Raw genomic sequence first — 12,644 nt, 5'->3', positions numbered from 1 at the left:
TCATGTGTGCAACCCCCTCACCCCAACCCTCTCCCCGGAGGGGAGAGGGAGCCCCCCTCACCCTAACCCTCTCCCCGGAGGGGAGAGGGAACAAGGGAGCCCTCCCATGACTGACCTTCCGCCCATCGTCTGGCTGGTCGGGGTGGCGGGGGCGGTCGTCGTGCTGTTGCTGGTGATAGCCTTTTCCGGCGACGGCGACCGGGAGACGAAGCGCCGGCTTGCCCGCGTGGGGGCGGAGGGGCAGGCGCGCCATCCGCGCTCCGGCGGGAAGGCCAGCCCGTCCGTGCGCCTCCAGAAACAGGACACCGGCTCCATCCCCACGCTGGACCGGTTGCTGAAGGCGGTGCTGCCCAATCCGGAGCGCATCCGCGACCGGCTGGACCGCACGGGACGGCGCATCCCGCTCGGCGAATACGCGCTGGCGAACGCGCTGGGCGCGGCGCTGGCGTGGCTGGCGCTGTGGCAGCTGGCCGGCCTGCCGGGGCCGCTGCCGCTGTTCGGTGGCCTTGTCGTGGGGCTGGGTGTTCCGCATCTCGTCGTGAAGGCCATGGGCGACCGGCGCGTCGCCCAGTTCATCGACCAGTTTCCGGATTCCATCGACCTGATCTGCCGCGGCCTGCGCTCCGGCCTGCCGGTGACGGAGTCCATCGCCGCGGTGGGGCGCGAGATGCCCGACCCCATCGGCATCGAGTTCCGCCGCGTCGGCGATTCCGTGCGGATCGGCCAATCGCTGGACGCCGCGCTGTGGGACATCGCCAAGCGCATCGACGCGCCGGAATACCGCTTCCTGGTCATCGCCATGGCGATCCAGCGGGAGACCGGCGGCAATCTGGCCGAAACGCTGGGCAACCTGTCGGACCTGCTGCGCAAGCGGCGCCAGCTGAAGCTGAAGATCCGCGCCCTGTCGTCGGAGGCACGGGCCTCCGCCTACATCGTCGGCGCGCTGCCCTTCGTGGTGTTCGGCATCGTCTACATGATGAACCGCGAGTATCTGATGATGCTGTGGACCGACCCGCGCGGCATGATCATGGGTGGCATCGCGCTGGCCATGATCGCCATCGGCGCCTTCATCATGTACCGCATGGCGAATTTCGAGCCATGACCCTGACCGATCTTTTCCCCGGCATGGCGATGGAGGACGTGGCCTCGCTGATCGCGGGGGCGGGGACCTTCGTCGTGGTGCTGCTGATCTGGAGCGCCTTCGTCGAGCGCGATCCCCTGTCGGCGCGGCTCAAGTCGCTGGAGTCGCGGCGCACGGCGCTGAAGGGCGAGTTGTCGCGCACCGCCCGTCGCATGGAGCGGCCGACCGGGCGCATGGGCGCGATGCGCCGCATCGTCGAGGCGTTGCGGCTCGCCCGTGGCAAGACGGCGGCGGACGCGGCGGCGAAGCTGGCGCGGGCGGGCTTCCGGTCGAAGGACGCGCTGACCGTGTTCCTGTTCGCCAAGGGCATCCTGCCGCTGGTCGTCGGGGGCTTGGCCGTGCTGGTGATCTATGGGGGACGGCCGGGGATGCTCGACCCCACCCAGTCCATCGCGGGCTGCCTGCTGGCGGCCCTGCTGGGGTCGCTGGCGCCGGACTACTATCTGCGCAAGGTGACGGAGAAGCGGACGACCGCGATCCGCCGGACCCTGCCCGACGCCTTCGACCTGCTGGTCATCTGCGCGGAGGCGGGGCTCAGCCTCGACTCCTCCTTCGACCGGGTGGCGCGCGAGATGGGGGAGGGCTGCCCCGAACTGGCCGAGGAAATCGGCCTGACCGCCATCGAACTGGGCTTCCTGCCCGACCGCGCCAAGGCGCTGCAAGGCTTTGCCGAGCGCGTGCCGTTGCAGGGCGTGCGGGCGCTGGTCACCACGCTGGCGCAGACGGAGCGTTACGGCACGCCGCTGGCCCAGGCGCTGCGCGTGCTGGCGTCGGAGATGCGCAACGAGCGCATGCTGAAGGCCGAGGAGAAGGCCGCGCGCCTGCCGGCCATCATGACCCTGCCGATGATGCTGTTCATCCTGCCCCCGCTGTTCGTGGTGCTGATCGGCCCGGCCGTGCTGCGCACCATCGACGGCCTGGGAAAACTGTAGGCTGGGGAATAATCAGCGGCGCTCCGGCGTCAGACCTCCCGACGGGAAACGAACAACCGGAGGGGAGGATGACCATGAACCGGATGACCATGAACCGGATCCTGGGTGCGGCGGTGCTGGCTGTCGGGGCTGGCTTCTTGAGCACGGGGGCTGTTGCGCAGCAGGCGGGCGGCTCCAGCGCGATGACCTTCTTCGTCACCAGCACGGGGCTGGGCAAGGGCGCCGACCTTGGTGGGCTGGCGGGCGCCGATCAGCATTGCCAGCGGTTGGCCCAGGCGGCGGGTGCGGGGAACCACACCTGGCACGCCTATCTCAGCACCCAGGCGACGGGCGGGCAGCCGGCCGTCAACGCGCGCGACCGCATCGGCAAAGGGCCGTGGCAGAACGCCAAAGGGCAGGTGATCGCCCGCAACGTCGAGGAACTGCACGGCGCCAACAACCTGACCAAGCAGACCGCCCTCAACGAGAAGGGGGAGCCCGTCAACGGGCGCGGCGACAACCCGAACACGCACGACATCCTGACCGGCACCCAGCCGGACGGCACCGCCTTCACCACCGCCGAGGACCGCACCTGCGGCAACTGGACCAAGAGCGGGGCGGAGGGTGCCGCGATGCTCGGCCACCACGACCGGCAGGGCCTCAGCGACGACCCGCCGGCCAAGTCCTGGAACGCTTCCCACCTGACCCGCGGCGGGTGCAGTCAGGACGCGCTGCGCAGCACGGGCGGGGCGGGGCTGCTCTACTGTTTCGCGGCGAATTGACGGGGGTGGGTGGATAGGCGGGGACCGCGCACGCTCCCGCCTGACCGCCTGTTACACGGTCACGCGCACCGCGTTGCTCAGGAACTCCTTCAATCCCGGCACGCCGTCGCGGAACAGGGGCGAGTTGGCGAGATCCTTCACATAGCCGCCGCCGGAAATCGCCTTGGCGGCCTTGTCCGGCTGGCTGTCCAGCGCGCCCTTCAGCATGCGGGCCAGCGGGCTCGCGCTGTCGAGGCGGGTGGGCTCCTCGCCCTTGCGGCGCATGCTGCTTTCGTAGCCGAACTGCACCGCCGCCCGCTGGAGCGACCAGCCGGCGGAGGATTTCTCCTCCTCGCTGGCTTCCTTGTCGAGGAAGGCGATGGCGGCACGGTAGGCCGCGGCGGGGTCCGCGCCGGTGGGGTTGGCGGCCTTCATCGCGTCGTCCTGCTGCCGGGCCATGGCCGATTGTGCCGCCGCCTGCTCGTCCTTGGAGAATTGTTTGCCGCTGTTGCTGGCGATGGCGTAGAGGGAGCGGCGGTCGAAGGCGCCGAACAGGGTGTTCATGTCCTTTTGGCCGGCCTTGGCCATCGAGGCGTAGCCGGCGTCCAGCGCCTCGCGCGCATCGTCCGCCACGGCGGAGAAGCTGCGCTGGCCGGGCGCCCCCGGCGTGGTCAGAACGGTGGGCGGCGGCGTGGGCGCCGGCTTGCCGGAGGCGGCGGCCTCCTCGGCCGCGGACGGGTCGGAGTCGGGCAGCAGGTCCCCGACCGAGCCGCGCCCGATGCCGGGAATGTCCACGTCGGCGGCGAAATGGGCGAGCGCGTTGCGGTACACGCGCGCGATGAAGCCCAGGTCGGCCATCTTTTCGACCGCGGCCGCGCCCTTCTTGTCCTTGGTTGGCAGAAATCCGCCGTCCTCGTCCCCGAAGTCGAGCTTTTCGAACTCCGTCATGCCCTTTTTGAGAAAATGGTTCATGGCGGCCGTGCTGACCTCCATCGGATCGCCGCCGGCGGTGTCGCGCGCTTCCTGGTCGATAGCCTCGCCCTCTTTGCGGAAGGCCTCGTAGACCGGTTGCATGCGCGCCTGGAAGGCCTCGGTATCCTGGGTCTTTTCAAAGTCGGCGTGGGCGGCCTGCCGCTCCCGCCCCACGACCTCGCTGGCCTGGTTCATACGCTCCATCTTCCGATGCAGGGCCTTGTCGGCCAGCGCCCCCTTCTCCGCCCAGGCCTTGTCCTCCTCGTCCTGCGGCCGTTCCTTCATGAAGCGGCCCCGGACGGCGCTGGTCGCCATGGACCGCAGGCCGCGCGCCACCTCCTCCTCGGACATCTGGCCGGACTTGACGAAGCCCTCCAGCATCGCGCGCCCCTTGGAGCCCAGCGCGGCGAAGACCTTGCCCGCCACCCCGGTCAGCGATTTGGCGAGCCCGCTCACCTCCACGCTGTCGCCGGACGGGGCGACGGGCTTGGTCACGGGGGCCGACGTGGCCTTCCAGTTGCCCTCGGCCACCTGGGCGGCGGAAATCGGCTTCCACTTGGCGGTGGCGGTGCTGGCGGCTCCGAACAGGGCGTCGATGGTCGCGGACATGGGGTGTCGTTCCTCCGTTCCGTTCAGCCGACCGGCCGTCTGGCACGTATTCTTCGATGTCTAAGTATTTTGTTCCACTTGCAGTTTAACATTCGCCGATGTTTCTTAAAACATCTTTAGATTGCGGCGCTGTCATTTGAGAAGGATGGAATTGGAGGCCCCTATGGCTTCGTGTCTTTGAGGGTGGCCCGGTTGTGGCGCCCCAGCCCGCCCGTGGAGTGGCGCGGGCGCGGACGGCTCCCTTTCCGCCGCCCGCCGGGGGCGGTACAGTCAACCCTTCGAATGGACGGCGGGTGGGGAGGCGGCCCGATGACGGGCGGTGCGTGGCGTGCGGCGATTCTGGGCCTTGCGGTGACGGGCGTGGCGCTGGCCTATCTCGGGGCGGAAGTCGGCCGGCTGATCGGCGAGGAGCGCGAGGCCTACTACACGGACATGGCCGTCGTCGCGCTCGGCGTTGTCGCGCTGTGGGCGGCCTTCGCGCGGCTCGGCCGGCATTTCCGCGACCTGGAACGGCTGCGCGAGGAGCTGTCCGGCGCACGTGGCCGCACGGCCATTGGTGTCGGCGGCGGCACCGACGCCCGCAACGATGAGGCCGGACGGCTCGCCAAGGCGGCGGCCGACGCCTTGCGGCGCCAGCAGCGCGCGACCGCTTCGGACGACCGGCTCTCGGCGGTGGTGTCGGCGCTGGAGGAACCGGTGGTCGTGCTCGACGACCTGGGGCGGGTGGAGGTGCTGAACGCGGCGGCCTCCGGCGTGCTGGGGATTGCGGCGGGGGACGACATTTACGATCACCTGTCCCGGCCGGAGCTGTTCCGCGCCATCGAACGGGCGCGCGAGGACGGGCGCATGGTCTCCGCCGTGCTGCGCCGGGCGCAGGGGGCGGAGGTCTCCGTGCGGGTGAAGGACCTGGGGCTTCAGGCCGGGATCGCGCTGGTCGTCCCGGCGCGCGGACCCGGACAGTCTCCGCTGTTGACCGGCGACCGGGTGGTGATGCGCCCGACCGCGAAGGCGACGCACCTCGGCGACGAAGAGCCGTTGATGACCTTGCCGCTGGTCAGCCTGTGGGTCGCCACGACGACGGGACGGCTGGAGGAGGGCGCCGTGGTCGCGGTCGGGACGGTGCGGATGGCCGGTCCCCGCGTGTTCCGCACCCTGTGCCTGGACCTGTACGTCGATCCCGGCACTCCCATCCCGCCGGAGGCGACCGCCCGGCACGGCGTGACCACGGCGATGGTGGAGGGCGCACGGCCCTTCGCCGACGCCTGGCCGGTGATCGCGGAGGCCCTGCACGGCTGCGTCGTGGTCGGCGTGGGCGTGGACGCCGCGCTGGACGCGCTGGCGCGCCATTGCGCGCAGGCCGGATTGCCGGAGCCGGAACGCCCGCCGGCCCTCGACCTCGGCCGGCTGGCGGCGGCGCTGGAGCCTTCGCTTGAGGGGGCGCCCCTGGAACGCTTGGCGGATGCCTTCGGCATGGCGGGGCACCACCACCGGGCCGACGTGTTCGCCCCTGCCCTGACCGAGGCCGAACTGGCGGCGGCCCTGCTGCTGCGGCTGGACGAGCGGGGCGTTGCGACGCACGGCGCGGCGCGGGCGCTTGCCGGTGATGCGTCAATCGGCGCCGGTCCGGGCATCGCTCAATGACGTATTCTTTTGTTCATGGAGATCGCGTACGATCCGGCGAAGGACGTGGCGAACCGCGAAAAGCATGGGGTGTCGCTCGTGCTCGGGCGGGTCGTTCTTGCCAACCGTGTCGGTGAAGAGATTGACGAGCGCGACGATTACGGTGAACTCCGCCGCATTGCCTACGGGCTGATCGCAGGCCGGCTTTTCGTGTGCGTTTACACCTTGCGCGGGACCCTGTGCCGGATCATCTCGGTTCGCAAGGCGAACCGGAGGGAGCAGCGACGATGGCTACCGTGACCGTGACCGACGACATGGTTCAGAAGGCCCTGGCCGACGTCGATTGGGACGCCATCGACGCCATGACCGACGAGGACATCGCCCGCCAGATTGTGGAAAATCCGGACGCGGCGCCCGACACGACCGACCCGCTGTGGCGGCTGCGGGCGCGCGTCAACTCCGACCGGCTGAAGCCCCGCCAGAAGGTGCGGATGGTGCGGCGCGTGTTGGGCATGTCGCAGGCGCAGTTCGCCCAGGCTTACCACATTCCCCTGCGCACGCTTCAGGGCTGGGAACAGGGGACGCGCGAACCGGACGAGGCGTCGTCGAACCTGATCAAGCTGATCGCCTATCAGCCGGATCAGGTCCGGCGCATCCTGAACGACGGCGCGGACTCTACCGCCACTTCGGCCGACGGCCGGCCTTGAGCGACTGGACGGCCTGATCGAGCGTTTGCAGGAACTTGGACTTGTCCTGCTGGCTCATCGGCTTGTTGTTGCCGCTGACCACGCCCATGTCGCGCAAGTCCTGCATCAGCGCGCGTGTGGCGATGGCCGAGCCGATGGAGTCCTCCGTGAAGGGACGGCCGGTCGGGCCGATGACCACGGCGCGCTTCTTGACGCAGCGGTCGGCCAGCTGGATGTCGGCGGTGACGACGACGTCCGTCTCGGTCGCGTGCTCGGCGATCCAGTTGTCGGCGGCGTCGAACTCCGACCCGACGACGACCAGTTCCGACACGCATTCCGTCGGCAGGCGCAGGGGGCCGTTGCTGACGATCCAGACCTTGGTGCCGGTGCGGCCGGCGACCCGGTAAATTTCAGCCTTTACTGGGCAGGCATCGGCATCCACATAGATCTCCACCACCCGGACACCCTCCTTCGCCGTTTAATGTTGCGCTCTTATGCGCTAAAACCCTTGCCGAGCGAAGCGGCGCCGCGGGAGGCGTCCTGTTTTTTCCTTTTTGTGCAGAAGGGTCGGAGCGGCGCATGGCGTCCTATCAGTATGTTTATGTGATGAAGGGCCTGAGCAAGGTCTACCCCGGCGGCAAGAAGGTTCTGGACAACATCTGGCTGTCCTTCCTGCCCGGCGTGAAGATCGGTGTTCTGGGCGTCAACGGCGCCGGTAAGTCGACCCTGATGAAGATCATGGCCGGCCTGGACAAGGACTACTCGGGCGAAGCCTGGGTCGCGCAGGGCGCCAAGGTCGGCTACCTGTCGCAGGAGCCGCAGCTCGACCCGACCAAGAATGTCCAGGAAAACGTGCTGGAGGCCCTGGCCGAGACCAAGGCGCTGCTGGACCGCTTCAACGAAGTGTCCAACGCCATGGCGGAGCCGGACGCCGACTTCGACGCGCTGCTGGCCGAGCAGGCCGAGTTGCAGGAGAAGATCGACGCCGCCGACGCCTGGGACATCGACCGCACGGTCGAGATCGCCATGGACGCGCTGCGCTGCCCACCGGGCGATTCCGACGTGACCAAGCTGTCGGGCGGCGAGAAGCGCCGCGTGGCGCTGTGCAAGCTGCTGCTGGAAAAGCCGGACCTGCTGCTGCTCGACGAGCCGACCAACCACCTGGACGCGGAGTCCGTGGCGTGGTTGCAGAAGCATCTTGAGGACTACAAGGGCACCGTCGTCCTGGTCACCCACGACCGCTACTTCCTGGACAACGTGACGGGCTGGATCCTCGAACTCGACCGCGGCGCCGGCATCCCGTACGAGGGCAACTACTCCTCGTGGCTGGAGCAGAAACAGAAGCGCCTGGAACAGGAAGGCCGCGCCGAGGAAGCCCGCCAGAAGCAGCTTGCCACCGAGCTGGAATGGATCCGGCAGTCCCCGCGCGCCCGCCAGGCCAAGAGCAAGGCCCGCATCTCCGCCTACGAAACGCTGCTGGCGGAGAGCGGCAAGGAGCAGACCGGCGAGGCGCGGATCGTCATCCCGACCCCGCCGCGCCTGGGCAACGTCGTCATCGAGGCCGACGCCATCAACAAGGGCTTCGGCGACCGTCTGCTGATCGACGGCCTGTCCTTCCGCCTGCCGCCGGGCGGCATCGTCGGCGTGATCGGCCCGAACGGCGCCGGCAAGACCACCCTGTTCCGCATGATCACCGGGCAGGAGGGGCCGGACGCCGGCGCCTTCCGCGTCGGCGAGACGGTCAAGCTGGGCTATGTCGACCAGAGCCGCGATTCGCTGAACCCGAACAAGACCGTGTGGGAGGAAATCTCCGACGGGCTGGACGTCATCGACCTGGGCAAGAAGTCGATGCCGAGCCGCGCCTACGTCTCCTCCTTCAACTTCCGCGGTCCGGACCAGCAGAAGAAGGTCGGCCAGCTGTCGGGCGGTGAGCGCAACCGCGTCCACCTCGCTAAGATGCTGAAGTCCGGCGCCAACGTCCTGCTGCTCGACGAACCGACCAACGATCTGGACGTCGACACGCTGCGCGCGCTGGAAGAGGCGCTGGAGAGCTTCGCCGGCTGCGCCGTGGTCATCAGCCACGACCGCTGGTTCCTCGACCGCCTCGCCACCCACATCCTCGCCTTCGAGGGCGACAGCCATGTGGAGTGGTTCGAGGGCAACTTCGAAGCCTACGAGGCCGATAAGAAGCGCCGCCTGGGCGAGGACGCGGTGAACCCTCACCGCATCAAGTACAAGCCGCTGGTGCGCGCCTAAGCCAGATTGGCACTGAAAAGGCCTTCCTCCCCGCAAGGGGAGGAAGGCCTTTTTTATTAGGATCGGGAGCTGACTTGAAAACCCTCTCCCATCCCCGATGGGAGAGGGAGGGGCCCGCGCCAAAGGTGCGGGAGGGTGATGGCAAGGTTTTGCCGAAAATCCTGCGACTGCATGCCCTGGATTCTTGGTGAAACCTTGCCCTCACCCTCCCATAGCTTTGCCACGGGCCCTTCCCTCTCCCGGCGGAGCCGGGCGAGGGGGCTTTTATTCGCCGATAAACTTACAGCCTCTCACCCCTCCAGCTTCTGGTGTTCCAGGAAGGCCGTCTTCAGGAGCAGCTTCAGCTCGTCGCTGTACTGGTGGAAGCGGACGGAGACGTGGCCCTTGCCGTGGTTCAGGTGCAGGACCACGAACTGCGCCGTAGCAGCGACCTCCTCCCGGCCGGCCATGGTCACGCGTGCGGTGATCGTCTCGCCCTTCTTGAACGGCTGCTCCGGCGCCTGGATGCACAGGCCGCCGATGGACCAGTTGCGGGTCGGGTGCGTGCCGCGGTCGGTCTGCACGATCAGGCCGGGGCGTACGTAGCGCTTCTGCTTGCGCCGTTCCTGCGGCTTGGAGGGCGCGGGAGGGGCGGCGGCCTCGGGCATGGTGATGCCGGAGCCTTCCAGCTTCGCGCCGGTCAGGGTGGCGGAGCGCAGGACCGCGTCGCCCATGCGGGCGTCGCGCAGGTCGGTGCCGGTCAGGGTCGCGCCGTCGAAGTTCGTCGGCCAGGGGCGATCACCCGACAGCTTGGCCGGGCTGGCGTCCGCCCGCACCAGAAGCGCGCGGCCCAGGCCTGCGCGGCGCAGGTTGGCGCCGCGCAGGCTGGCCTCCGTCAAATCGGCGCCGCTGAGGTCGATGTAGGACAGGTCGGCCATGTCCAGGCTAACCTTGGAGAGCTTGGCGCCGGGCAGGCGGCAACGCCGCAGCCGCGCGGCGGCGAGCGTGCGGCCGGTCAGGTCCGCCCCGGCAATCGACACGAAGTCGAGGTCGAGATGCTTGCCGTCGGCGCCGTGGCTGTCCACCCAGCGTTCATGGGCGGCGACGGCCTCCAGGAAGTCCGGCAGCGGCATCTCCTTGTAGGTCGGCTGGACGATGGCCTCCTCGTTCACCTCGAAGGGGAGATAGGTGCGGTCCAGCGTCGCCTGATCGATGGTCGTGCCGCGGAAGGTAGCGCCGTCCAGCGTGGCGCCCCAGAAATCGGCCCCCACCAGCACGGCGGCGGTCAGTTCGGCCCCGGTCAGGTCGGCGTCGTTCAGGTCTGCCCCGGTGAGGTCGCAGCCGGCGAAGTTGGCGCCCGCGAGGATGGAACGCTCCATCTTCGCCTCGGTCAGGCGGGTGACGCCCTTGGTCTTGGCGGAACCGGCGCCGGTCGATCCGCCGGTCTCCATCAGCGCGCCGGCGCGGAAATCGGCGCCGCGCAGGTTCGCGTCGGTCAGCGTCGCGCGGTTCAGGTTGGCGCCGCGCAGGTCGGCCCCGGTCAGCGTCGCCGCGCTGAGGTTGGCCGCTTCCAGATCGGCGCCGAACAGGTCGGCCTGCGTCAGATCCGCCCGCATCAGCCGCGCGTTGGACAGGTTGGCGCCGGCCAGCTTCGCCCCCGTGAGGCTGACCCCCGCCAGCGTGAGGCCCGAGAGGTCGCGGAAGCTGAGATCGGCGCGCCGGCCGCCCCGGCGCTTCAGCCAGGCCTGATGGGCGACGATGATCGCCTTGATCTCTTCGATCTCGCTCGGGGTCCGCTCGGCCATGGGTCGGGTGCGCTCGCTGCCGCGTAAAAATGGTGCAGGCGGCGAGGATACTCCGTTCGGTCGAGCGCGTCACGACATGGCGCGCCCTAACGGCGAGAACACGCGCAAGAAAAAGGCCGCCCGGAGGCGGCCTTTCGCAAACTTCAACGGAGGGTTTCGCGCGTCAGCCGGTTTGACCGACTTTCTGGCGCAGCGCCTGGATCAGCCCCTGAACCTGCCCGCCGTTCTGCTGGATGACGGAGGCGAATTCGGAGCGCTGGGTGATGCCCATGCTGACGCCTTCCACGAAGACGTCGATGATCTTGTAGTTGCCGTCGCGCTTGCGCACGCGCCATTCCACGTTCACCGGCGGGCCGGCGGTGCGGACGATCTGGGTGGTGACCACGCTGTCCGTGTCGCCTTCCGCGCGCGATCCGGTGATCTTGAAGGTCTCGCCCGAATATTCGACGAAGCGGTCGGCGTAGGTCTTGACGATCAGCTGTTCGAACAGCTTCTGGTACTCGTCCTGCTGCTGCGGGCTGGCGGAGTTCCAATAGCGCCCAAGCACGAAGCGCCCGATGTAAGGCACGTCGAAACCCCGGTAGAGCAGGGCCCGGAATCGCTGGACCGCCTGATCCCGCGACAGGCTCTTGTTCGAGAAGGTGGCGACGGTTTCGTCACCCAGCTTCTGGATGAACGCGGTGGCGCCCGGATCCGAAGACTGGGCGGCGGCGGGACGGACGGCCCAGCTGCTCACCGCGAGCAGGGCCGCGCACACAAGGAACAGGCGACGTGTCAGCATGGCTAGGCAAAAGTGGCTGCCGCGGTGGCTTTGTCAACCGTCATCGATCGCAGTCCGGCCATCCGCGGCGTTTTGCCAATCCTCACTTCTTGGTGGGGGTGTCGAAGTCGGGGTATTCCGGCGCGGCCGGCGCGGCGTTGCCGCGAACCGCCGCCTCGCGCTGTTGCGAGTAGAGGCTGCGCACCGTCGCATAGTAATCGACCGAGCTGCGCCGCAGATCGTCCACCTCGCGCAGGAGCTGCGAGCGGCGGTCGATGCCGGACGTGCCGGTGCGGGCCGTCAGAAGGCCCCGGTGGTCGGTGGCGTAGCCCCACAGGCGCAGCGGATCGGCGACCGTGTCCACGCCATAGCCGACGGCGTCGCGCGCGTTGGACGGCCCGACCAGCGGCAGCACGAGGTAGGGACCGGAGCCCAGGCCCCAGACGCCCAGGGTCTGGCCGAAATCCTTCGGCTTTTCCGGCAGGCCGAGCCCGGTCGCCACGTCGGCGAAGCCGGCGACGCCCAGGATCGTGTTCGCCATGAAGCGGCCCGTCGCCACCTGCGCGCCGTCGAAATCGCCCTGCAGCAGGTTGTTGGCGATGTACAGCGGGCTCATCAGGTTCTGGATGAAGTTGTGCACCGCCTCGCGCACCGGGTCGGGCGTGACGCCGACATAGACCTCCGTCACCGGGCGAATCAGGAGGATGTCCACCGCCTCGTTGGCCGCGAAGACGAAGCGGTTCGGCACCTCCAGCGGGTCGCTGACCGTCGCCTCCGCATCGCTGTTGGAGGGCGCGGTGGCGCAGGCCGAGACCGTCAAGGCGAGCGCGGCCACGGCGGCCGTGCGGAGGAGGGAGCGGGTAAGATTGGCCAGCTTCATCGGCGACGGCTCTTTCTGCGGACGAGGGTAGGCGTGTCGGGGGCGGGCATCGCGCGACCACCAGACCGTATCCTGTGGCCGCGCCATATCCATATGGTTCAGTCCACTAACACAGGCGGCGCCGTTTGACCAGCGTGCCACGCGAGGTCACGGGCCGTCTGCCCGTTTATGTGGTATTATGGCCGGCCCCTCCGCCCGTATTGGGCCGCCTGTGCCGGGGGGGGGGCCCCCGGAGGCAGTGTCGTGCAGGGGTGGGGTGCGAAA

General features: G+C 68.8%; 12 protein-coding genes. 7 read left to right on the top strand and 5 right to left on the bottom strand.

Features of this window, described 5'->3' with window-relative positions:
* Positions 1–106: 106 nt before the first annotated feature.
* The 3 genes from ACSVC7_RS16595 (at position 107) to ACSVC7_RS16585 (ending at position 2,834) form a co-directional block, all read left to right on the top strand.
* Positions 107–1,102 carry a type II secretion system F family protein gene (locus ACSVC7_RS16595; protein ID WP_448207872.1) on the top strand — a complete coding sequence of 332 codons (996 nt, stop codon included), beginning with the start codon at positions 107–109 and terminating at the stop codon, positions 1,100–1,102.
* Positions 1,099–2,073: a type II secretion system F family protein gene (locus ACSVC7_RS16590; RefSeq protein WP_448207873.1), complete on the top strand. Its 975-nt coding sequence runs from the start codon at positions 1,099–1,101 to the stop codon at positions 2,071–2,073. The genes ACSVC7_RS16595 and ACSVC7_RS16590 overlap by 4 nt, the downstream gene beginning before the upstream one ends.
* Before the next feature lie 74 nt (positions 2,074–2,147).
* Positions 2,148–2,834 carry a hypothetical protein gene (locus ACSVC7_RS16585; RefSeq protein ID WP_448207874.1) on the top strand — a complete coding sequence of 229 codons (687 nt, stop codon included), beginning with the start codon at positions 2,148–2,150 and terminating at the stop codon, positions 2,832–2,834.
* Between the two features lie 51 nt (positions 2,835–2,885).
* On the opposite strand, the gene ACSVC7_RS16580 is transcribed toward ACSVC7_RS16585, so the two are convergent.
* A complete protein-coding gene (locus ACSVC7_RS16580; RefSeq protein ID WP_448207875.1) occupies positions 2,886–4,394 on the bottom strand; it encodes a hypothetical protein in 1,509 nt (502 codons plus the stop codon).
* Between the two features lie 309 nt (positions 4,395–4,703).
* Between ACSVC7_RS16580 and ACSVC7_RS16575 the strand changes: the two genes are divergently transcribed.
* From ACSVC7_RS16575 to ACSVC7_RS16565, 3 genes are read left to right on the top strand one after another with little or no spacing between them, the layout of a single operon-like run.
* Positions 4,704–6,035, top strand: a complete 1,332-nt coding sequence (locus tag ACSVC7_RS16575) for an exonuclease domain-containing protein (RefSeq protein ID WP_448207876.1) — start codon at positions 4,704–4,706, stop codon at positions 6,033–6,035.
* A gap of 15 nt (positions 6,036–6,050) precedes the next feature.
* Positions 6,051–6,314, top strand: coding sequence for a BrnT family toxin (locus tag ACSVC7_RS16570; protein WP_448207877.1), 264 nt, complete (start codon positions 6,051–6,053; stop codon positions 6,312–6,314).
* Positions 6,302–6,721: a helix-turn-helix domain-containing protein gene (locus tag ACSVC7_RS16565; protein WP_448207878.1), complete on the top strand. Its 420-nt coding sequence runs from the start codon at positions 6,302–6,304 to the stop codon at positions 6,719–6,721. Before ACSVC7_RS16570 ends, ACSVC7_RS16565 begins: the two co-directional genes overlap by 13 nt.
* Here ACSVC7_RS16565 and ACSVC7_RS16560 read toward each other — a convergent pair.
* Complete coding sequence (locus ACSVC7_RS16560; protein WP_448207911.1) at positions 6,690–7,154, bottom strand: YaiI/YqxD family protein; 465 nt, start codon at positions 7,152–7,154, stop codon at positions 6,690–6,692. The genes ACSVC7_RS16565 and ACSVC7_RS16560 overlap by 32 nt on opposite strands.
* Before the next feature lie 125 nt (positions 7,155–7,279).
* On the opposite strand from ACSVC7_RS16560, the gene ettA reads away from it, so the two are divergent.
* Complete coding sequence (ettA, locus tag ACSVC7_RS16555; protein WP_448207879.1) at positions 7,280–8,956, top strand: energy-dependent translational throttle protein EttA; 1,677 nt, start codon at positions 7,280–7,282, stop codon at positions 8,954–8,956.
* A gap of 290 nt (positions 8,957–9,246) precedes the next feature.
* Here the strand turns inward: ettA and ACSVC7_RS16550 are convergent, their stop codons facing one another.
* From ACSVC7_RS16550 to ACSVC7_RS16540, 3 genes are all read right to left on the bottom strand, one after another.
* The gene (locus ACSVC7_RS16550) at positions 9,247–10,740 is read right to left on the bottom strand and encodes a pentapeptide repeat-containing protein (protein WP_448207880.1); all 1,494 of its coding nucleotides are present in this window, start codon (positions 10,738–10,740) and stop codon (positions 9,247–9,249) included.
* A 163-nt stretch (positions 10,741–10,903) separates the two neighbouring features.
* A complete protein-coding gene (locus ACSVC7_RS16545) occupies positions 10,904–11,521 on the bottom strand; it encodes an MlaC/ttg2D family ABC transporter substrate-binding protein (RefSeq protein WP_448207881.1) in 618 nt (205 codons plus the stop codon).
* 82 nt (positions 11,522–11,603) lie between these two features.
* Complete coding sequence (locus tag ACSVC7_RS16540; protein ID WP_448207882.1) at positions 11,604–12,380, bottom strand: MlaA family lipoprotein; 777 nt, start codon at positions 12,378–12,380, stop codon at positions 11,604–11,606.
* Positions 12,381–12,644: the final 264 nt, after the last annotated feature.

Source organism: Azospirillum mesophilum (assembly GCF_053470405.2).
Note: the sequence above shows the minus strand (reverse complement) of the source record. Positions and strands in the feature narration are given on the sequence as shown.